The following is a 20,530-nucleotide window of genomic DNA, read 5'->3' as shown; positions in this document are numbered from 1 at the left end:
CCTCCCCGGCCCGTGCCGGCACAACTCAAGGTGATGCTGCCGACCTTCTCAGCGGACCTGGTCCACGTCGACGAGGTCGACCCGGATCCCACGGCCGCCGATGGCCCCCACGACGGTGCGCAGCGCACGCGCGGTGCGGCCGTTGCGGCCGATCACCTTGCCGAGGTCGTCGGGGTGGACCCGGACCTCCAGCACGCGGCCCCGGCGCAGGTTGCGCGAGGCGACCTGCACCTCGTCGGGGTTGTCGACGATGCCCTTCACGAGGTGCTCGAGAGCCTCCTCGAGCATGATCAGGCCTCGGTCGACTCGGTGGACTCGGCCTCGGCCTCGTCCGCCTTCTTGTCGGCCTTCTTGGCCTTCGGGGTGATGGCCTCACCCTTGTCGTCGCCGCCCTCGAGGGTCTTCGCGAACTCGTCGAACGAGGCGCGCTTCGCCTCCTTCGTGGCGGGGACGAGCAGGGCCTTCTCGGGGGCCGGGAGGCCCTTGGCCTTCTGCCAGTCGCCGGTGAGCTTCAGGATGGCGAGGACCGGCTCGGTCGGCTGGGCGCCGACGGACAGCCAGTACTGCGCACGCTCGGAGTCGACCTCGATACGCGACGGGTTGTACGTCGGGTGGTAGAGGCCGATCTCCTCGATCGCGCGACCGTCACGACGGGTGCGGGAGTCGGCGACGACGATGCGGTAGTGCGGCTGGCGGATCTTGCCGAGGCGCTTGAGCTTGATCTTGACTGCCACTGGAGTGGTGTCTCCTGGTCTTGACGTGGTTGGGCACTTGAGATGCCACGTGGGGTTGCGGTACTCGGATGCCCGATGGACGCGTCAGCCGGAGGAGAGAGGGGTCCTGTGCGACTGTCGAGTACAGCTAGCCATTGTGCCACACGCCGCGGGGTCAGTTGGCGGCGCCCACCGTCTCCGGGATGCGGAAGGGCTTGCCGCAGCCGCCGCAGACGATCGGGGCCTGGGCGAGCACCGACGGGACCACGCGCACGTTGCGCCCGCAGTCGCAGACGGCCTTGACCCGCACGCCGCCGCCCGAGGATCCGTGCCGGGCGGCCGGTCCGCGGAAGGAGCGCTTGGTGTCGGCGGCCGTGGCGACCGTGTGGGCCTTGAGGGCGCGCTGGAGCCGTTCGATGGTGGGCCGGTAGCGCCGCCTGGCCTCCGCGTTGAGCGTGACCAGGGAGAAGCCGCTGCTGGCGTGCGGCTCCTCGGGGTGGTCGAGGCCCATCTCCTCGGCGATCGCGAGGAAGCGGCGGTTGTGGTAGCGGCCGGCGCGGGAGGTGTCGCGGACGCCTCTGGCGGCGGCGATGCCGTGGACCGCCTCGTGGAGGAGTCGTTCGAAGGAGAGCTCGGCGCCGCAGGCGGACGAGGACTCTCCGATGAGGGATTCGGGCGCGGCAAGGTCGGGCAGCTCGGGGTGGTGCCGCTGAATGTCGGCCCACGCCTGTGCCAGCTCTGCGGCGAGAACAGGTGGTGTCGTGCTCACGTCGGGTACAACGAGCCGGAGTGCCCCCGGGTTCCATTCCGGGGCATCCCAAATATTTTGCACTTACCAGTCAGTTTGCGATTGATGCGTCCCGACGAGGGCCAGTGCGCCGAACTGCGGAGAAGCCGCGCGGGAGGCGTCAAGCCCGTACGTAGTGACGCATACGCCCCGGAGTGCGGGCCGCCTACGCACGCCCCTCGCCCGAAGGGCCCCGGCGCGCGGGACCTCCTTCGTTCGAAGGGTCCGCGCGCGTGCGCCCTCCCCCGTTCGAAGGGGCCGGGCGCGTGGGCCCCTCCGTCCGGAGGTCCGGAGCGGGTACGAAGTGTTGCGGGGAGATTACCGGGTGCGCGTGCGCGGGCGCACACCGCCCCTCCCCCGGACGAATCGGTCGGCCCCGACCACTGGACGCGGCCCCCGATGCGCAGTTCCCTGACTACGGGGGGCTGTCGTCCGAGCACTGATTGGGGCGCTTATCCATGACACCTACGCTCGTCCCGCACCACCCGGCGCGCGACTGGGCCGAGATCCAGGAACGGATGCTCGTCCCCCTCTACGACGCGGTGTACGACCGCCTCGGCGTGGGCGGGAACTCCCGGGTCCTGGGCCTGGGCTGCGGCTCGGGCCTGGCCCTCCTCATGGCGGCCGCGCGGGGCGCCCGGGTGGCCGGCGCGGACCGGGACCACGCGCGCGTGGAGCTGGCCAGGGAGCGGCTCCCGGAGGACGTCGTCGTCACCGACGGGCCGCCGGAGTGCGCCCCGTACGACGTGGTCACCGCCTTCCACGCGACGGACGCCCTGCTCCCGGAGCTGACGGCGGTCACCCGTACGGCCCAGCCGGGCACGACCGTCGTCCTCGCCGGCTGGGGGCCGCCCGAGCGGTGCGCCACGGAGCCGGTCCTGCGGGTCGCGGCCCGGCTCGCCGACCGCCGCCCCTCCTCGGGCCTCGGGCCCGACCTGGACGCGCTCGCGACCGCGGCGGGGCTGCGCCCGGCCGGTTCGGGCCGGGTGGCCTGCCCCTTCGGATACGCCGACGAGGGCAGCGCGGTGCGGGGCCTGCTGTCGACGGGCGCCTTCGACGAGGCGGTCCTGGCGACCGACCCGTCCCAGGTGGAGAAGGAGATCGAGGAGGCGCTCGCCCCGTACGTCCGCCCGGACGGGACGGTGTGGATGCCGAACGTCTTCCGGTACGTGATCGCCCGCACGCCCTGAGGCCCGTCCGACCCCGGTCCGCCGGACGGGCCCTGGGGCCCGTGCGCGCCGCTCCCGTCACGCCCCCGGCCGCTCCGGGTTCGGGCCCACGCCCGGCTCGGGGCCCGGGGACGGGCGGGCGATGCCCGCCGCGCGGTAGGCCGCGCCCTCGTCCAGGGTCTCGTTCGCGAGGAGGGCCTCGGCCAGGGCGTCCAGCCTGTCCCGGTGGTCGTCGAGCTGCCGCAGCGCCACCTCGTAGCACTCGTCGACGATCCGCCGCATCTCCCGGTCGACGGTGTCCAGGGTCGCGGGGGCCGCCGACAGGCCGTACGCCTGCTGGGCGTCGCTCGGGATGGCGGTGAGGCGGCCGACGCTCTCGCTCATGCCCCACCGGCCCGCCATGCCCCGGGCGATGTTGGTGACCTGCTCCAGATCGCTCTCGGCACCGGTGGTGATCACCCCGAAGACGATCTGCTCGGCCGCCATCCCGCCGAGGGCCCCGACGATCCGGCCGCGCAGGTACTCCTCGGTGTAGGCGTACTTGTCGGCGTCGGGGGTCGACAGGGTGACGCCCAGGGCCCGGCCGCGCGGCACGATGGTGACCTTCCGGACCGGGTCGGCGCCGGGCTGGAGCATGCCGAGCAGGGCGTGGCCGCTCTCGTGGTACGCGGTCCGCCGCCGCTCCTCCTCCGGCATCACGAGGGGCCGTTCCGCGCCGAGCTGGACCTTCTCCAGGGCGTCGGACAGATCGGACTGCGTGACGGCCTTCTGCTCGCGCTTGACCGCCAGGAGCGCGGCCTCGTTGGCGAGGTTGGCGAGCTCGGCACCGGTCATGCCGGGGGTCGTGCGGGCCACCTGCTCCAGGTCGACGTCCTTGGCGAGCGGGATCTCCCGGGTGTGGATGCGCAGGATGGCCTCGCGGCCGCCCCGGTCCGGCGGGTTGACGTGGACGATCCGGTCGAAGCGGCCGGGCCGGGTGAGGGCGGGGTCCAGGACGTCGGCGCGGTTGGTGGCGGCGAGGACGACGACCCCCTCGGAGCCGGTGAAGCCGTCCATCTCGGTGAGGATCTGGTTGAGGGTCTGCTCGCGCTCGTCGTGGCCGCCCATCCCGGAGCCGCCGCCCCGGGCCCGGCCGATGGTGTCGATCTCGTCGATGAAGACGATCGCCGGGGCGACCTTGCGGGCCTCGGCGAACAGTTCCCGCACCCGGGAGGCGCCCACGCCCACGATCATCTCGATGAACCCGGAGGCGGAGGCCGAGAAGAACGGCACCCCGGCCTCGCCGGCGACGGCCCGCGCGAGGAGCGTCTTGCCGGTGCCGGGAGGCCCGGCGAGGAGCACGCCGCGGGGCATCTTGGCGCCCATCGCCCGGTAGGCGTCCGGGTTCCTGAGGAAGTCGACGACGTCGTTGAGCTCGCCCTCGACCTCGTCGATGCCGGCCACGTCGGCGAAGGTGGTGCGCTTCCCGGTCTCCAGCTCCACCGGCTTGGGCGGCTGTTTGCGGCCCAGCATGCCGCCGGCGCCGCCCATGCCCGCGCTCATCCGGCGGGCGATGAACACCCAGAGCAGGACGAGCAGCAGCATCGGGGCGAGCGAGAGGAGCAGATTGGCGAGGAAGCTGCGCTCCTGGACGACCGGCTCGGCCGTGACCACGACGTTCTGCCTGGTCAGCTGTGCCCATAGGTCGTCGTCGGCGAAGGCGGGCCGCTGGGTGGTGAACTTGGTGTAGTCGCCCTCGCCGTCGGGGACGGGCCGCTTGTCCTTCAGCTGCCCCTGGATCGCGTCGCCCTTGGAGTAGATCTTGGTGACGTTCCCGGCGGCGACCTGCTTGTCGAACTCGGTGTACGAGATCGTCGGGCCGTCGCCGTCGTTGAAGAACGACAGGACGATGTTGGTGATCAGGTACACGACGAGGGCGGTGAGGATCAGTCCGCCCCAGCCGCCCGGCATCCGCTTCTTCGGCGACGGGGGCGGCGGGGCCCCTTCCGAGCGCCAGGGCTGGTCGGTCCGGTCGCGCGGGGGTGCGGGGTCGGCCACGTGACTCTCCTCGGGGCGGCAGTGGCCCCAGTATCGAAGAGCGGGAGGAACCGGGCATCACGGGCGGTCCGGAGGGATGAAAAGGGGCCCGGGGCGGTTTTCCACCACCCCGGGCCCCTTCTCGTACGGGATGTCAGCCCATGAACTTCTTGAACTCGTCCGGCAGCTCGAAGTCCTTCGGGGTCTGGCCCGCCCCGGGCAGGCCGAAGGCGCCGCCCTGCTGCGCCTGCTCGCGGCGCTCGGCGGCGGCCTGCTCCTCGGCCTTCCGCTTCATCGGGTTGCCGCTCTTGCGCTTGCCCTTGGCCTGCTTGATTTGCTTCTTCTGGCGGCCGGGGCCGCCGCCCATGCCGGGGATGCCGGGCATGCCCGGCAGGCCGCCGCCCTGGGCCATGCGGGACATCATCTTGCGGGCCTCGAAGAACCGCTCGACCAGACCCTTGACCGCGCTGACCTCGACGCCGGAGCCCTTGGCGATGCGGGCGCGGCGGGAGCCGTTGATGATCGTCGGGTCCTGGCGCTCGGCCGGGGTCATCGACTTGATGATGGCGGCCGTGCGGTCGACGTCCTTCTCGTCGATGTTGTTGATCTGCTCCTTCATCTGGGCCATGCCCGGGAGCATGCCGAGGAGCTTGGAGATGGAGCCCATCTTGCGGACCTGCTCCATCTGGGCCAGGAAGTCGTCGAGCGTGAACTCCTGGCCCTTCTTCGACGCGAGCTTCGAGGCCATCTTGGCGGCCTCTTCCTCGTCGAAGGTCTGCTGGGCCTTCTCGATGAGGGAGAGCATGTCGCCCATGCCGAGGATGCGGGACGCCATGCGGTCCGGGTGGAACGCGTCGAACTCGTCCAGCTTCTCGCCGTTGGAGGCGAACATGATCTGCTTGCCGGTGACGTGCGCGATAGAGAGCGCGGCGCCGCCGCGGGCGTCGCCGTCGAGCTTGGAGAGCACGACGCCGTCGAAGCCGACGCCGTCGCGGAAGGCCTCGGCGGTGTTGACCGCGTCCTGGCCGATCATGGCGTCGACGACGAAGAGGATCTCGTCGGGAGAGACGGCGTCGCGGATGTCCGCGGCCTGCCGCATCAGCTCCTGGTCGATGCCGAGGCGGCCGGCGGTGTCGACGATGACGACGTCGTAGAGCTTGGTGCGCGCGTAGTCGATCGAGTCCTTGGCGACCTGGACCGGGTCGCCGACGCCGTTGCCCGGCTGGGGGCCGTAGAAGGCCACGCCCGCGCGGTCGGCGACGACGGAGAGCTGGTTGACGGCGTTGGGGCGCTGGAGGTCGCAGGCGACGAGCAGCGGGGAGTGGCCCTGGCCCTTGAGCCAGAGGCCGAGCTTTCCGGCGAGGGTGGTCTTACCGGCGCCCTGGAGACCGGCGAGCATGATCACGGTGGGCGCGGTCTTGGCGAACCGGAGGCGGCGGGTCTCGCCGCCGAGGATGGCGACCAGCTCGTCGTTGACGATCTTGATGACCTGCTGGGCCGGGTTCAGGGCCTGGGAGACCTCGGAGCCGGTGGCGCGCTCCTTGACCTGCTTGATGAAGGACCGGACGACCGGCAGGGCGACGTCCGCCTCGAGCAGGGCGATGCGGATCTCACGGGCGGTGGCGTCGATGTCCGCCTCGGACAGACGGCCCTTGCCACGGAGGTTCTTGAAGGTCGCTGCAAGGCGGTCGGAGAGGGTATCGAACACGGCGGTCGCGGATCCTCGGGTGTCGGGGGCGTTCGGATTGCCCTCCAGAGTATCGGGCTGGTCGAAGTGTGTGCCCCCGCCCGCCGATATACGGCGCGCGGGGGCGGACGGGACGGGCCGGCGGCCGGGAGGTCACCCCAGCGCCGTCTCCAGCGTCCTCGCCAGGTCCACCGCCTCCTCCGGGGGCAGCAGGGAGCCGTCCGGGCGGGTCACGTACAGGGTGTCGACGGCGTTGGCGCCCAGGGTGGAGACGTGGGCGCTCCTGACCCGTACCGCCGCTCCCTCCAGGGCGCGGCCGATGCGGTGGAGGAGGCCGGGCGCGTCCTGGGCGCGGACCTCGATGACGGTGGCGAGGCGGGAGTCGGCGGCGGCGACGGTGACGCGGGGCGGCGGGGCGGTGAGGCCCCGGCGCCGGGGGTAGGCCGCCTCGCGTTCGGCGAGGCGGGCGGGGATGTCGAGGGAGCCGTCGAGGGCGCGGACGAGGTCGGCGCGGAGCCGGGTGGCCTCGGGCAGGGAGCCGTATTCGGCGGCGACGCGCCAGTCGAGGACGAGGACGGAGCCGGTGCCGAGGCCGGTGGGGAGGTCGACGGCGCGCAGGTCGGCGGCGCGGACGGTGAGGCGGTGCAGGGCGAGGACGCCGGCGACGGCGGGCAGGACGCCGGGCTGGTCGGGCAGGGCGATGACGAGTTCGACGCCGACGGGCTCGGGGGCCGTGTCGTCCTCGTCGCCGTCCGTCCGCCGCTCGGCCTGGGTGTGGAGGGCGAGGACGGGTTCGCCGGTGCGCAGGGCCTCGATGGCGAGGCGTTCCTGTTCGGCGCTGGGCGCGGCGGCCTCGGGGTCGGGCAGGGGTTCGCCGGCGAGGACGCCCGCGACCCGTTTGACCAGGTCGGCGACGAGCGAGGCGCGCCAGGAGGACCAGGCGGCGGGGCCGGTGGCGAGGGCGTCGGCCTCGGTGAGGGCGTGCAGGAGCTCCAGGGTGCCGAGAGTGCCGACGGCGGCGGCGACGGCCTGGACGGTGGCGGGGTCGTCGAGGTCGCGCCGGGTGGCGGTCTCGACGAGGAGGAGGTGGTGGCGGACGGCGGTGGCGACGGTGGCGGTGTCGGTGCGGTCGAAGCCGACGCGGGCGGCGAGGTCGCGGGCGATGGTCTCGCCGGCGACGGAGTGGTCGCCGGGCCAGCCCTTGCCGATGTCGTGGAGGAGGGCGGCGACGAGGAGGAGGTCGGGGCGGCCGACGCGGCGGGTGAGCGAGGCGGCGCGGACGGCGGTCTCGACGAGGTGGCGGTCGACGGTCCAGGTGTGGACGGGGTTGCGCTGGGGGCGGCAGCGGACGCGTTCCCAGTCGGGGAGCAGCCGGGTGACGATCCCCTCGGCCTCCAGGGCCTCCCAGACGGGGACGGTGGCCTCGCCGGCGCCGAGGAGGGTGACGAGTTCCTCGCGCGCCTCGGCGGGCCAGGGCAACGGGAGGGGTTTGGCGGTGGCGGCGAGCCGGCGTACGGCGTGCGGGGAGAGCGGCAGGCCGGACTGGGCGGCCGCAGCGGCGGCGCGCAGGGGCAGGACGGGGTCGCGTTCGGGTTTGGCGGTGAGGGCGAGGACGACCTCGCCGTCCATCTCGACGACGCCCTCGGCCAGCGGGGTGCGCTCGATCGGGGGTTTGCCGCCGGAGCGGCCTCCGGTCCGGCCGAGGAGGGACCGGAGCCGGGGGCGGGCCGAGCGGGCCTTGAGGACGCGGTTGACCTCGCGCCAGGTGACGTCGGTGGCGTACGAGATGGTCCGGGCGGCCTCGTACACCTCGCGGAGCAGGGTGTCGGCGTCGAGGAGGCCGAGTTCGGCGGCGACGGCGTCCTGTTCCTGGAGGGCGAGCCGGTCGGTGGCGCGGCCGGTGGCCAGGTGGAGGGCGTCGCGGGCGTCGAGGAGGGCGCGGCGGGCGCGGTCGAGGCCTTCGCGGGGCGCGTCGGCGAGCCAGGAGGCGGCGACGGCGCGGAGGGCCTGGGCGTCGCGCAGTCCGCCGCGGGCCTCCTTGAGGTCGGGTTCGAGGAGGAACTGGAGCTCGCCCATGCGTTCGGCGCGCTCGCGGCAGAGCTCGTCGAGTTCGGGGAGGCGTTTGGGGGCCTGGTTGCGCCAGTCGGCGAGGACGGTGGTGCGCAGGGCGGCGACGAGTCCGGCGTCTCCGGCGAGGGGCCGGGCGTCGAGGAGGCCGAGGTGGACCTTGAGGTCCTCGGCGGCGGTGGTGCGGGCCTCGGCGGGGGTGCGGACGGAGTGGTCGAGGGCGAGGCCGAGGTCCCAGACGGGGTACCAGATCCGGTCGGCGAGGGCGGCGATCGCGGCCTTGTCGGCGGTGCCGTCGTGGAGCAGGAGGAGGTCGAGGTCGCTGCGGGGGGAGAGTTCGGAGCGGCCGTAGCCGCCGACGGCGACGAGGGCGGTTCCGCGGGGCGGCGCGGCGGCGGCGAAGAGGCCGGCCAGCCAGTCGTCGGTGAGGCGGGCGAGGGCGGTACGGCGCGGCGGCCCGGACCGCTCCTTCTCGTGGAGGAGGAGCAGCCGGGCCGCCGCGTAACCGCCGGGTCCCGAATCTTCGTTCTGTGCGCTGACTTCGAGGCTCGTCACCCGGCGGCTCCTTCGTGTGCTTACAGTGCGTCCGGACCGCGCTCGCCGGTGCGGACCCTTACGGCGGTCTCGACCGGCACGCTCCACACCTTGCCGTCTCCGATCTTGCCGGTTCGGGCGGCCTTGACGACGACGTCGACGAGCTGTTCGGCGTCCTCGTCCTCGACGAGGACCTCGATGCGGATCTTGGGGACCAGGTCGACGGTGTACTCGGCGCCCCGGTAGACCTCGGTGTGGCCGCGCTGGCGGCCGTAGCCGCTGGCCTCGGTGACGGTGAGGCCGTGGACGCCGAACGCCTGGAGGGCCTCCTTGATCTCGTCGAGCCGGTGCGGCTTCACGACCGCGGTGATGAGCTTCATGCGTCCACCTTCTTGTTCTGCGTGACGGCCGGGGCGGGGGCGGCGGCGGTGGTGCGGGAGGAGGTGCCGCCGCCGGCGCCGCTGAAGTCGTACGCGGTCTCGGCGTGCTCGACCTGGTCGATGCCGGAGACCTCGTCGTCCTCGCTGACCCGCATCCCGATCGTCTTGTCGACGATCAGGGCGAGGATTGCGGAGACGATCAGAGAGTAGGCGAGGACCGCGAAGACGCCGACGGCCTGCTTGCCGAGCTGCTCCAGGCCGCCGCCGTAGAAGAGGCCCTTGGCGTCGGACTGGACGCCGCCGGTGGCGAAGAAGCCGACGAGGAGGGAGCCGACGACACCGCCGACGAGGTGGACGCCGACGACGTCGAGGGAGTCGTCGTAGCCGAACTTGTACTTGAGGCCGACGGCCATGGCGCAGAGGAGGCCGGCGACGGCGCCGACGGCGATCGCGCCGAGGGGGCTGACGGAGCCGCCGGCGGGGGTGATGGCGACGAGACCGGCGACCGCGCCGGAGGCGGCGCCGAGGGTGGTGAAGGAGCCGTGGCGGATCTTCTCGTAGGCGAGCCAGGCGAGCATGGCGGCGGCGGTGGCGACCTGGGTGTTGACGAACATCACGGCGCCGACGCCGTCGTCGTTGCCGAGCCAGGAGCCGGCGTTGAAGCCGAACCAGCCGAACCAGAGGAGGGCGGCGCCGAGCATGACCAGCGGGAGGCTGTGCGGGCGCATCGGGTCCTTCTTGAAGCCGACGCGCTTGCCGATGACGAGGATGACGCCGAGGGCGGCGGCGCCGGCGTTGATGTGGACGGCCGTGCCGCCGGCGAAGTCGATGACGCCCATCTCGAAGAGCCAGCCGCCGGAGCCCCAGACCCAGTGGGCGACCGGGAAGTACACGATCGTGACCCAGAGGGTGATGAAGAGGACCCAGGCGGTGAACTTGACGCGGTCGGCGAGGGCGCCGCTGATGAGGGCGGGGGTGATGATCGCGAACATCAGCTGGAAGACGGCGAAGACGTAGACGGGGATGGTGTAGCCGTCCCACAGTTCGGTGATGCCGATGCCGCTGAGGCCGACGTAGTCGGAGGACCAGCCGACGACCGAGCCGACGTCGGTGCCGAAGGCGATGCTGAAGCCGTAGAGCACCCACAGGATCGTGACGATCCCGAGGCTGACGAAGCTCATCATCAGCATGTTGAGGGTGGACTTGACGCGGACCATGCCTCCGTAGAAGAAGGCGAGTCCCGGGGTCATCAGCATGACCAGGGCGGAGCAGATGAGCATGAACCCGGTGTTGGCGGCGGACAGCGCGGGGGCGTCTGCGGCCAGGGTCGTGATGGCTGGTGCCATCGGCGTCTCCTCGTCGTCGGTACGGCCTGTGCGGGGCGGGGCCGGAGAGCGGCCGGCCGTGAGGGATGGCCGGTTATGGGCCAGAGATTCGCGCAGCGCGGTTTCCGGCGGTGCCGCTCGATGTTTCGGAGCCGTGACGAAGGGGTGGGGCGTGTTACGTGACCGTGAACACGCGGGTCACGGGCAGGTAACGGCGTACTCTCCGCGCGTACGGCGCCGGGCGGGCGTCCGGTACGGGGCGGGGGACGCGAACCGGCCGCGCCGGCGTCCGTGTGTCCGTGCGGCGGGGGAGCCGAGTCGGGCAGTACGGGACGTCCGGCGCGGCCGGGGTCCGGGCGGGCCCCGGGGGCCCGGGCGGGAGGGGTCAGACGGCTTCGGCGGCCTCGGGGAGGAGCTGGGCGAGCCGGTCGGTGAGCTGGACGACCTCGGCGACGTCTCCGAAGCCGCGGGCGGCGTGGTCGACGGTCTTGCGGAGCCGGGTGTTGACCCGCTCGGAGCGGATGCTGCGGGCGACGCCGAGGGCCTTCTCGGCGAGGACGACGGACTGCTCGGGCTCGCGCTTGAGGAGGTGGACGGTGGCGAGGCCGATCAGGTTGAGGGCGTACGAGCGCTGGTGGTCGGTGTCCTTCTCGAAGAGCTCGACGGCCCGCTCCATGAGGGGTTCGGCGAGGGAGGCGTAGGTCGGGGAGCGTCCGGCGACGTAGGCGAGGTCGCGGTAGGAGTGGGAGTTCTCGCCGTTGAGCTCGGCCTCGGAGAAGAACCCGATCCAGTCGGGCTCGGGCTCGCCCTCCAGGCCGACGTCGGCGAAGGTGTCCTCGGCCATCCGGACGGCCCGCTTGCACTTGGAGGGCTGGCCCATGTTGGCGTAGGCGCGGGCCTCCATCGCATACAGCATGGCCTGGGTGCGGGCGGTGGCGCAGTCCCGGCTGCCGTACTGGGCGAGGTGGATGAGTTCGAGGGCGTCGTCGGGCCGGCCGAGGTGGATCATCTGGCGGCTCATGGACGACAGGATGTACGAGCCGAGGGGCTTGTCGCCGGCTTCCTTGGCGGCGTGCAGGGCGAGCACGAAGTACTTCTGGGCGGTGGGCTGGAGGCCGACGTCGTAGCTCATCCAGCCGGCGAGTTCGGCGAGTTCGGCGGCGCAGGTGAAGAGGCGCTTGGAGACGTCGGCGGGGTGGGGCTCCTGGAGGAGGTCGGTGACCTCGTGGAGCTGTCCGACGACGGCCTTGCGGCGCAGTCCGCCGCCGCACTGGGCGTCCCACTTGCGGAACATGGCGGTGGTGGACTCCAGGAGGTTGAGCTCGACCTCGGAGAGCCGTTGGGGGCGGCGGGCGTCGGCGAGGGGGACGGGCCGCTCGGCCTCGCCGGCCGGGGTGGGAACGAGCCAGCGCTGCATCGGTTCGATGAGGGCGGGTCCCGCGGCGAGGGAGAGGGAGGAGCCGAGGAAGCCCCGGCGGGCGAGCATGAGGTCGCTGCGGGAGAACTCGCTGAGCAGGGCGACGGTCTGGGGACCGGCCCAGGGGAGGTCGACCCCGGAGACGGAGGGCGACTGGTGGGCGGCGCGCAGGCCGAGGTCCTCGACGGCGACGACGGATCCGAAGCGCTCGGAGAAGAGCTCGGAGAGGATCCGCGGGATGGGCTCGCGGGGCTGCTCGCCGTCGAGCCAGCGGCGTACGCGCGAGGTGTCGGTGGAGATGTGGTGCGCGCCCATCTGGCGCGCCCTGCGGTTCACCTGGCGCGCCAGTTCGCCCTTGGACCAGCCGCTGCGCACGAACCACGAGCCCAGCCGCTCGTTCGGGCGCTTGCCGGCAGTCGTACCGTCTGCGCCGTTGCCGCCCACTGGAACGCCCCCATCCACCTGATTGCCTGTCGTGCGAACGCTTATCAGAATGCCGTCTCTCGCGGCGTCCGTCCGGCGTTCGCGCTCCTTCGAACTGGAAACCGGGTTGCCACCGGCATACCCACACGTGCAGTGCGTCCCGCGGTTCGAGTACCGAAAGTAACCCTACGATCACCCCTCTACGAGGGGGATACAAGAAACGCCACCATTCGCCACCCCTTCGAATGAACCCACCACCCGTGGAACGCGCTTGACTTGACATGCGACGAACCGGAATCGGCGGACGGGTGCGCGGAGAGGCGCGTGTCGCGGTCCGCGCCACCCCCCGCACGACCGTGCGCCGCCCTCGGCGACAGAGCGTGACGGGGCGTGACGGCACTGCTCCCGGTCGTAACCACCGGCGCGCTCGACCCGTTGGAGGGGACATGGGTTTCACGATCGGCGGCATTCGTGAGATGCGGTCCGGCGCACGCCGCCGCGTACGCGCCACGGAGTGCACAGCGGTGGCGGAGTACACGGGGCTGTGGGGCTGGGACGTGGTCCCCGGGGCGCGGGCCGTCTCCGGTCGGTGCTCCTGCGGCGATCCGGTGTGCGCGGCGCCCGGGGCGCACCCGCTGTCCTTCGCGGAGCCGGTCCCGGCGGGCGCCGGTCTGGACGACGCGGCCAAGGCGTGGTCGGAGTACCCCGGCGCGGCGCTGCTGCTCCCGGTGGGCAAGGCCTTCGACGTGATCGAGGTGGCGGAGGCGGCGGGCCGGCGGGCCCTGGTCCGCCTGGAGCGCATGGGCCTTCCGCTCGGCCCGGTGTGCGCGACCCCGACCGGCCGGGCGCGGTTCTTCGTGGCGCCGGGGGCGGCGTCCGAGCTGCCGCGGCTCCTGTACCGGATGGGCTGGGACGACGCCGATCTGGACCTGCGCTGTCTGGGCCCCGGCTCGTACGTCACCGCTCCCCCGTCGGACCTGGGCGGCCTCGGGCCGGTGCGCTGGCTGCGGCCCCCGACCCTGGACACGGCGGGCGCGCCGCCGCAGGCGCGGCTGCTGCTCGGCACCCTGGCGTACATCTGCCACCGCACGCACTACTGACGGCTGTACGCACTTCTGACGCCCGTACGGGAAAGGACCCCCGCCGGGGATCGGCGGGGGCCCTTCACGCGTGCGCGTGGACGACGCGCGGTCAGTCGCCGATCAGGGCGTCGACGAAGGCGCCCGGTTCGAAGGGGGCCAGGTCGTCCGGGCCCTCGCCCAGGCCGATGAGCTTGACCGGGACGCCCAGCTCGCGCTGGACGGCGATGACGATGCCGCCCTTGGCGGTGCCGTCGAGCTTGGTCAGGACGATGCCGGTGATGTCGACGACCTCGGCGAAGACGCGGGCCTGGATCAGGCCGTTCTGCCCGGTGGTGGCGTCGAGGACGAGGAGGACCTCGTCGAGCGGGCCGTGCTTCTCGACGACGCGCTTGACCTTGCCGAGCTCGTCCATGAGGCCGGTCTTGGTGTGGAGGCGGCCGGCGGTGTCGATGAGGACGACGTCGGCACCTTCCGCGATGCCCTCCTTGACCGCGTCGAAGGCGATCGACGCCGGGTCGCCGCCCTCCGGGCCGCGGATGGTGCGGGCGCCGACGCGCTCGCCCCAGGTCTGGAGCTGGTCGGCGGCGGCGGCGCGGAAGGTGTCGGCGGCGCCGAGGACGACGGACTTGCCGTCGGCGACGAGGACGCGGGCCAGCTTGCCGGTGGTGGTGGTCTTGCCGGTGCCGTTGACGCCGACGACCATGACGACGCCGGGGACGTCCGCGGGGCTCTCGGTCTTCACCGCGCGGTCGAGGTCGGGGCCGAGGAGGGTGATCAGCTCCTCGCGGAGCAGACCGCGCAGCTCGTCGGGGGTGCGGGTGCCGAGCACCTTCACGCGCTCGCGCAGCCGCTCGACGAGCTCCTGGGTGGGGGCGACGCCGACGTCGGCGGTGAGGAGGGTCTCCTCGATCTCCTCCCAGGTGTCCTCGTCGAGGTGCTCGCGGGACAGGAGCGTGAGCAGCCCCTTGCCGAGCGAGTTCTGGGAGCGGGCGAGGCGGGCCCGGAGCCGTACGAGACGGCCGGCGGTGGGCTCGGGAACCTCGATCACGGGGGCCGGGGGCTCGGCGACGACCGGGTCCTCGACGGCGGTCGGCGTCCCGGTGGCCTCCTCGGCCGTGGGGAGCTCGACCTCCTCGACCGTGCGGCGTGGTTCTTCCCGCGGTGTCTCCGCCTCCTCGCCGACGCGCGGCTCGGCGGGCGGAGCGGTGATGGTCGGCGGGGCGGACGGCGGCTCGGCCGGGGGCAGCTGCTTCTTCTTGCGGCCGCTGACCACGAGCCCGCTCGTCACGGCGACCACGACGACCAGAGCGATGACTACAGCAAGGATGAGTTCCATAACGGGTCCAGTATGGCGTCACCCCGTCCCCGTCCCTCGTACTCCCCGTGGGGCACGCCCCCGCGGCCGGACCGGTCCGCCGTTCGGCGGTGCCGCACACGGGAACCGCCCCGGTCCGGGGCGCGGGGCCTCGGACCGGGGCGGTCTCGATGAGCGAGGAGAGAGGGCAGCGGGGGTGGGGCCTTTTCGGCCCTGATCCGCCGCACAGGCCCCTAGCCCATCTCCTCCAACGCCTTGCCCTTGGTCTCCTTGACGTACCGGAGCACGAAGGGGATCGAGAGCACGGCGAAGACCGTGTAGATGATGTAGGTGCCGGAGAGGTTCCAGTCCGCGAGGGACGGGAAGCTGGCGGTGATGGCCCAGTTGGCGATCCACTGGGCGGAGGCGGCGACGCCGAGGGCGGCGGCGCGGATCCGGTTGGGGAACATCTCGCCGAGGAAGACCCAGACCACCACGCCCCACGAGAGGGCGAAGAAGAGCACGAAGACGTGGGCGGCGACGAGGGCCACGACGCCCTGGGTCTCGGGCAGCTTGCCGTCGACGAGGTCGGCGGAGAAGGCCCAGGCCTCGAAGGCGAGGGCGATCGCCATGCCGACGGAGCCGACGAGGGCGAGCGGCTTGCGGCCGACCCGGTCGACCAGGACCATCGCGATCACGGTGCCGATGATGTTGATGATCGACGTGGTGAACGAGTAGAAGAACGAGCTGGACGGGTCGATGCCGACGGACTGCCAGAGGGTCGCGGAGTAGTAGAACGCGACGTTGATGCCGACGAGCTGCTGGAAGACCGAGAGGCCGATGCCGACCCAGACGATGGGCAGCAGCTTGAAGCGGCTGCCGTTGGCGAACAGGTCCCAGAAGGTGGACTTGTGCTCGCGGCGCATGGCCTGCTCGATCTCGTTCACCCGGTGGTCCAGGTTCACGTCCTTGCCCTCGACCTCGGCGAGGACCTCCTTGGCCTTGTCGATCTTGCCGACGGAGATCAGGAAGCGGGGGGACTCGGGGATCGCGAAGGAGAGCAGGCCGTAGAGGAGGGCGGGGACGACCATCACGCCGAGCATCCACTGCCAGGCCTCCAGGCCGCCGATCTTGCCGCGCTGGTCGCCGTCGGCGAGCTGGAGGATGCCGTAGTTGACCAGCTGGGAGATGGCGATGCCGATGACGATGGCGGCCTGCTGGAAGGAGCCGAGGCGGCCCCGGTACGCGGCGGGGGCGACCTCGGCGATGTAGGCGGGGCCGATGACGGAGGCCATGCCGATGGCGAAGCCGCCGATGATCCGCCAGAAGGCGAGGTCCCAGAGGGCGAAGGGCAGGGCCGAGCCGACGGCGCTGACGGTGAAGAGGACGGCGGCGATCTGCATGCAGCGGATGCGGCCGATGCGGTCGGCGATCCGGCCGGCGGTGGCGGCGCCGATGGCACAGCCGATCAGGGCGATGGCGATGACCTGGGCGAGCGTGCCGGAGCCGATCTCGTACCGGTCGCGGATCGCTTCCACGGCGCCGTTGATGACGGAGCTGTCGTAGCCGAAGAGGAAACCGCCCATCGCGGCGGAGGCCGTGATGAAGATGACGTGACCGAGGTGGTCCGGGTGGGCGGCGCGGCCTTCGGAGGGGGGCGGCGTGGACGCCGGCTCAGTGCTGGTCACATGGACTCCTGGATGCTCCGGCAGCGTTGTCGGGGCGTGGGGGGCGAGCCCTTCCAGTGGCGCACAACTTCACGCCGCCCACCACTTGAAGGTAAAAGCAACGTTGCAGAGACTATGCGTTCAAGTTTCGAAGTCAAGGGTTCCCATCCTGTGAATTTGAGGGCAGGGTCATACCCATTTGGTTCAACTCTTGAAGACGGCTCGACAGTGGTCGGGCGCGGATCCGCTAACGCAGCCTTTGACTGATGACCTTGGATACCCCGTCGCCCTGCATGGAAACGCCGTACAGCGCGTCCGCGACCTCCATGGTCCGCTTCTGGTGCGTGATCACGATCAGCTGCGAGGACTCCTGGAGCTCCTGCATGATCCGGATCAGCCGCTGGAGGTTGGTGTCGTCGAGCGCCGCCTCGACCTCGTCCATCACGTAGAACGGGCTGGGCCTGGCCTTGAAGATGGAGACGAGCAGCGCCACGGCCGTCAGCGAGCGCTCGCCGCCGGAGAGCAGCGAGAGCCGCTTGACCTTCTTGCCGGGCGGGCGGGCCTCCACCTCGACGCCGGTGGTGAGCATGTCGTCCGGGTCGGTGAGGACGAGACGGCCCTCGCCGCCCGGGAAGAGGCGCGAGAAGACGCCCTCGAACTCGCGGGCCGTGTCCCGGTACGCCTCGGTGAAGACCTGCTCGACGCGCAGGTCGACCTCCTTCACGACCTGAAGCAGGTCGGCCCGGGTCTTCCGCAGGTCCTCCAGCTGCTCCGAGAGGAACTTGTGCCGCTCCTCCAGGGCGGCGAACTCCTCCAGGGCCAGCGGATTCACCTTGCCGAGCTGGTGGTGGGCCCGTTCGGCGGCCTTCAGCCGCTTCTCCTGCTCCGAACGGACGAACGGCCGGGGCGCGGCGGGCTCCCCGTCCTCCTCCCCCTCGACCGCGGGCGGCGGGGGAACGGGCTGGTCGGGGCCGTACTCGGCGACCAGGGCGGCCGGCCCGACGCCGAACTCCTCCAGGGCCTTCGTCTCCAGCTGCTCGATCCGCAGCCGCTTCTCGGCGCCGAGGACCTCGCCCCGGTGGACGGAGTCGGTCAGCTTGTCCAGCTCGGCCTTGAGGTCCCGGCCCCGGGCCCTGGCCGCCGTGAGCCCCCGCTCCCGGTCGGCCCTGGCCGCCTCGGAGACCGCCCGCTCCCGCTCGGCGCGGGAGAGCGAGACCTCGACGTGGGCCAGGAGCGTGCGGGCCCCGGCGGCGACCGCGCCGGCGACCTCCGCCTCGTGGCGGAGCCGGACCCGGCGCCGCTCGGCACGCGCGCGTGCCTCCCGTTCCGCGCGGGCGGCCCGGTCGAGGGAGTCGGCCCGTCCGGCGAGCCCCCTGACCCGCTCCTCATGGGTACGGACCTGGAGCCGGGCCTCCATCTCGGTCTGGCGCGCCCGGGAGCCGTCAGCCGCGAGCCGGTCGCGCGCGGAGGTGTCGGGCTCCTCGTCGCCGCCCTCGTCCGCGGCGGCCTCCTCGGCCACCAGGAGCCGTTCGGCCAGCTCCTCGGCGTCGGCGGTGGCCCGCTCCAGGGCCTCCTGGGCGCGGGCGGCGGCCACGGCGGCGCGCTCGGCCTCCCCCGCCGCTCCCCTGGCCTGCCCGGCGAGCCGGCCGAGCCGCTGGGCGACGGCGGACTTCTCCCGCTCGGCGGTACGGCGGCGGGCGTCGAGTTCCTCGACGAGCGCGGCGGCGATGCGGCGGCGCTCCCCGGCCTCCTCCCGGGCGGCGGACAACTCCTCGCACCGCACGCCCAGTTCGTCGAGTTCGGCGGCGGCCTCGGTGACGGAGGCCTGGACTTCGAGGAGGCTGGGGGCGCCGGCCGAGCCGCCGTGCGCGACGTGCGCGCCGAGCAGGTCGCCCTCGGTGGTGACGGCGGTCAGCGCGGGCCGGGTCCTGACCAGGTCCGCGGCCTCGTCCAGGTCGTCGACCACGACGACGCCGGTGAGCAGTCGGCGGACGGCGCCCATGAGCTCGGCGGGGCCCCGGACGAGGTCGGCGGCGTACGGGTGCCCGCCGGGCGCGGGACCCACCGGGCCGGGCCCCCGGCCCGGGTCGTGGTCCGGGTCGTGGTCCGGCTCCCGGGCCCCGGTGAGGAGCAGGGAGGCGCGGCCCGCGTCCTGCTTGCGCAGCAGGCGGAGGGCCTCGACGGCGGCGGAGGGTCCGGCGGCGACCGCGTCGGCGGCCGTGCCGAGGGCGGCGGCGACGGGGACCTCGTAGCCGGGGGTGATCGTGAGGAGGTCGGCCGCCGGGCCGAGGAGGCCGGCGAGTCCGGCGGTGAGCAGGGCGCCGGTGCCGTCCTTGCGGCGCAGTCCGAGGGCGAGGGTGTCGTGGCGGGCGCGGGTCGCGGCGCGGCGGCGCTCGGCGGTATCGAGGGCCTCGCGGGCGGCGCCCAGGGCGGCTTCGGCCTCGGCGAGCCCGCGGCGGGCGGCCTCGTGCCGTTCGGCGTGCTCGGTGTCCTCGGCGTCGAGGCCGTCGACCTCGTCCTTGAGCTGTTCGTACTCCTCCTGGGCGGCGGCGGCCCGTTCGGCGGCCTCGTCCCGGGCGGCGGCGAGCCGGTCGATCTCGGCCCCGGCGGCGGAGGCGCGCGAGCGGGCCGCGCCGACCTGGCCCTGGAGGCGGGCGAGGCCCTCGCGCCGGTCGGCGAGGGCGCGGGCCGCGTCCTTGAGGCGGCGCTCCTCGTCGGTCAGGGCGCGCTCCAGGTCGGAGCGGTGGGCGACGGCGTCCTCCAGGGCGCGTTCGGCCGCCTCCAGGGCGGCTTCGAGCTCGGCCTCCTGTTCGCGGACGCGGGCCGCCTCGCGCTCCAGGTCCTCGGGGTCGCGGCCGCGCCGCTCCTCGGGGGGCGCGGTGGTGGCGCTCTTCACGCGCGCGTCGGCCAGGGAGACGGTGCCCCGGACGCGTTCGGCGAGCCGGGAGAGGTCGTACCAGGTCTGCTGGGCGCCTTCCAGACGGGGCACGAGCGCGCGTGCCTCCGCCTCCAGGGCGGCCTCCCGGGCGAGGGCGGCTTCGAGCTCGGCCTCGGTGGCCTCCTTGCGGGCGAGGAGGGCCGCTTCGTCGGCGACCTCGGCGGTGAGCGCCGTCCTGAGGTGGACGAGGTCGTCGGCGAGGAGGCGGAGGCGCGCGTCGCGCAGGTCGGCCTGGATGACGACGGCCCGGCGGGCGACGGCGGCCTGCCGGCCGAGCGGCTTGAGCTGCCGGCGCAGTTCGTCGGTGAGGTCCTGCACGCGCGCGAGGTTGGCCTGCATCGCGTCGAGCTTCCGCAGCGCCTTCTCTTTCCGCTTGCGGTGCTTGAGGACGCCTGCGGCCTCCTCGATGAAGGCGCGGCGGCCCATCGGGTCGGCGTGCAGGACGGAGTCGAGCTGTCCCTGTCCGACGATGACGTGCATCTCGCGCCCGATGCCGGAGTCGGAGAGCAGGTCCTGGAAGTCGAGCAGGCGGCAGGTGTCGCCGTTGATCTGGTATTCGCTGCTGCCGCCGCGGAACATGATCCGGGTGAGGGTGACCTCGGCGTAGTCGATGGGCAGGGCGCCGTCGGAGTTGTCGATGGTCAGCGAGACCTCGGCGCGGCCGAGCGGGGGGCGCCCGGTCGTGCCGGCGAAGATGACGTCCTCCATCTTGCCGCCGCGCAGCGACTTGGCGCCCTGTTCGCCCATGACCCAGGAGAGGGCGTCCACGACGTTGGACTTGCCCGAGCCGTTGGGGCCCACGACACAGGTGATTCCCGGTTCGAACCTCAGTGTGGTGGCCGAGGCGAACGACTTGAATCCGCGGAGCGTCAGGGCCTTGAGGTGCACGTCGGGGACTCTACCGGGGCCCGCGCGTTTCACCCGCGAACGTGCAGGGCAGATCCTCGGATGAGGAAGGGGGAGACATGGGGGACTCCGGGGAAACAGCGGGTGAAAGCAAGAAGGGACGCCGAAGCGCCCCTTGCGTGTTC

General features: G+C 72.8%; 14 protein-coding genes. 2 read left to right on the top strand and 12 right to left on the bottom strand.

Annotation, left to right across the window (positions count from 1 at the left end; translation table 11 throughout):
• Positions 1 to 48: 48 nt before the first annotated feature.
• The 3 genes from AB0398_RS04300 to AB0398_RS04290 all read right to left on the bottom strand — a co-directional run bounded on the left by AB0398_RS04300 (position 49) and on the right by AB0398_RS04290 (position 1,482).
• Positions 49 to 288 (bottom strand): RNA-binding protein, encoded by a 240-nt coding sequence (locus AB0398_RS04300; RefSeq protein ID WP_020868149.1) that lies wholly within the window; start codon positions 286 to 288, stop codon positions 49 to 51.
• Between the two features lie 2 nt (positions 289 to 290).
• The gene (gene rpsP, locus AB0398_RS04295) at positions 291 to 734 is read right to left on the bottom strand and encodes a 30S ribosomal protein S16 (protein ID WP_366372224.1); all 444 of its coding nucleotides are present in this window, start codon (positions 732 to 734) and stop codon (positions 291 to 293) included.
• Between the two features lie 154 nt (positions 735 to 888).
• Complete coding sequence (locus AB0398_RS04290; protein ID WP_030223094.1) at positions 889 to 1,482, bottom strand: hypothetical protein; 594 nt, start codon at positions 1,480 to 1,482, stop codon at positions 889 to 891.
• 476 nt (positions 1,483 to 1,958) lie between these two features.
• Between AB0398_RS04290 and AB0398_RS04285 the strand changes: the two genes are divergently transcribed.
• Positions 1,959 to 2,690 (top strand): methyltransferase domain-containing protein, encoded by a 732-nt coding sequence (locus tag AB0398_RS04285; protein ID WP_366372223.1) that lies wholly within the window; start codon positions 1,959 to 1,961, stop codon positions 2,688 to 2,690.
• A 57-nt stretch (positions 2,691 to 2,747) separates the two neighbouring features.
• Here the strand turns inward: AB0398_RS04285 and ftsH are convergent, their stop codons facing one another.
• The 6 genes from ftsH to AB0398_RS04255 form a co-directional block, all read right to left on the bottom strand.
• A complete protein-coding gene (gene ftsH / locus AB0398_RS04280) occupies positions 2,748 to 4,706 on the bottom strand; it encodes an ATP-dependent zinc metalloprotease FtsH (RefSeq protein WP_366372222.1) in 1,959 nt (652 codons plus the stop codon).
• A gap of 133 nt (positions 4,707 to 4,839) precedes the next feature.
• A complete protein-coding gene (ffh, locus tag AB0398_RS04275; RefSeq protein ID WP_366372221.1) occupies positions 4,840 to 6,393 on the bottom strand; it encodes a signal recognition particle protein in 1,554 nt (517 codons plus the stop codon).
• Between the two features lie 132 nt (positions 6,394 to 6,525).
• On the bottom strand, positions 6,526 to 8,994 hold the full coding sequence (locus AB0398_RS04270; protein ID WP_366372220.1) for a [protein-PII] uridylyltransferase: 2,469 nt from the start codon (positions 8,992 to 8,994) through the stop codon (positions 6,526 to 6,528).
• Positions 8,995 to 9,014: 20 nt separating this feature from the next.
• Positions 9,015 to 9,353, bottom strand: a complete 339-nt coding sequence (locus AB0398_RS04265) for a P-II family nitrogen regulator (protein ID WP_053644524.1) — start codon at positions 9,351 to 9,353, stop codon at positions 9,015 to 9,017.
• On the bottom strand, positions 9,350 to 10,699 hold the full coding sequence (locus AB0398_RS04260; RefSeq protein WP_366372219.1) for an ammonium transporter: 1,350 nt from the start codon (positions 10,697 to 10,699) through the stop codon (positions 9,350 to 9,352). The genes AB0398_RS04265 and AB0398_RS04260 overlap by 4 nt, the downstream gene beginning before the upstream one ends.
• A gap of 364 nt (positions 10,700 to 11,063) precedes the next feature.
• Positions 11,064 to 12,539 (bottom strand): hypothetical protein, encoded by a 1,476-nt coding sequence (locus AB0398_RS04255; protein WP_366372218.1) that lies wholly within the window; start codon positions 12,537 to 12,539, stop codon positions 11,064 to 11,066.
• 425 nt (positions 12,540 to 12,964) lie between these two features.
• Here AB0398_RS04255 and AB0398_RS04250 point away from each other — a divergent pair, with 425 nt between their 5' ends.
• Positions 12,965 to 13,618, top strand: a complete 654-nt coding sequence (locus AB0398_RS04250; protein WP_366372217.1) for a bifunctional DNA primase/polymerase — start codon at positions 12,965 to 12,967, stop codon at positions 13,616 to 13,618.
• Between the two features lie 91 nt (positions 13,619 to 13,709).
• On the opposite strand, the gene ftsY is transcribed toward AB0398_RS04250, so the two are convergent.
• From ftsY to smc, 3 genes are all read right to left on the bottom strand, one after another.
• The gene (gene ftsY, locus AB0398_RS04245) at positions 13,710 to 14,936 is read right to left on the bottom strand and encodes a signal recognition particle-docking protein FtsY (protein ID WP_366372216.1); all 1,227 of its coding nucleotides are present in this window, start codon (positions 14,934 to 14,936) and stop codon (positions 13,710 to 13,712) included.
• 212 nt (positions 14,937 to 15,148) lie between these two features.
• The gene (locus AB0398_RS04240; RefSeq protein ID WP_366372215.1) at positions 15,149 to 16,582 is read right to left on the bottom strand and encodes a sugar porter family MFS transporter; all 1,434 of its coding nucleotides are present in this window, start codon (positions 16,580 to 16,582) and stop codon (positions 15,149 to 15,151) included.
• Between the two features lie 226 nt (positions 16,583 to 16,808).
• Positions 16,809 to 20,387 (bottom strand): chromosome segregation protein SMC, encoded by a 3,579-nt coding sequence (gene smc / locus AB0398_RS04235; protein WP_366372214.1) that lies wholly within the window; start codon positions 20,385 to 20,387, stop codon positions 16,809 to 16,811.
• Positions 20,388 to 20,530 lie beyond the last annotated feature (143 nt).

It is taken from the genome of Streptomyces sp. NPDC086147, from assembly GCF_040702165.1.
In the GTDB taxonomy this organism is placed as follows: Bacteria; Actinomycetota; Actinomycetes; order Streptomycetales; family Streptomycetaceae; genus Streptomyces.
The sequence above is the reverse complement of the archived record's forward strand: the minus strand, read 5'-3'. Positions and strand labels throughout refer to the sequence as shown.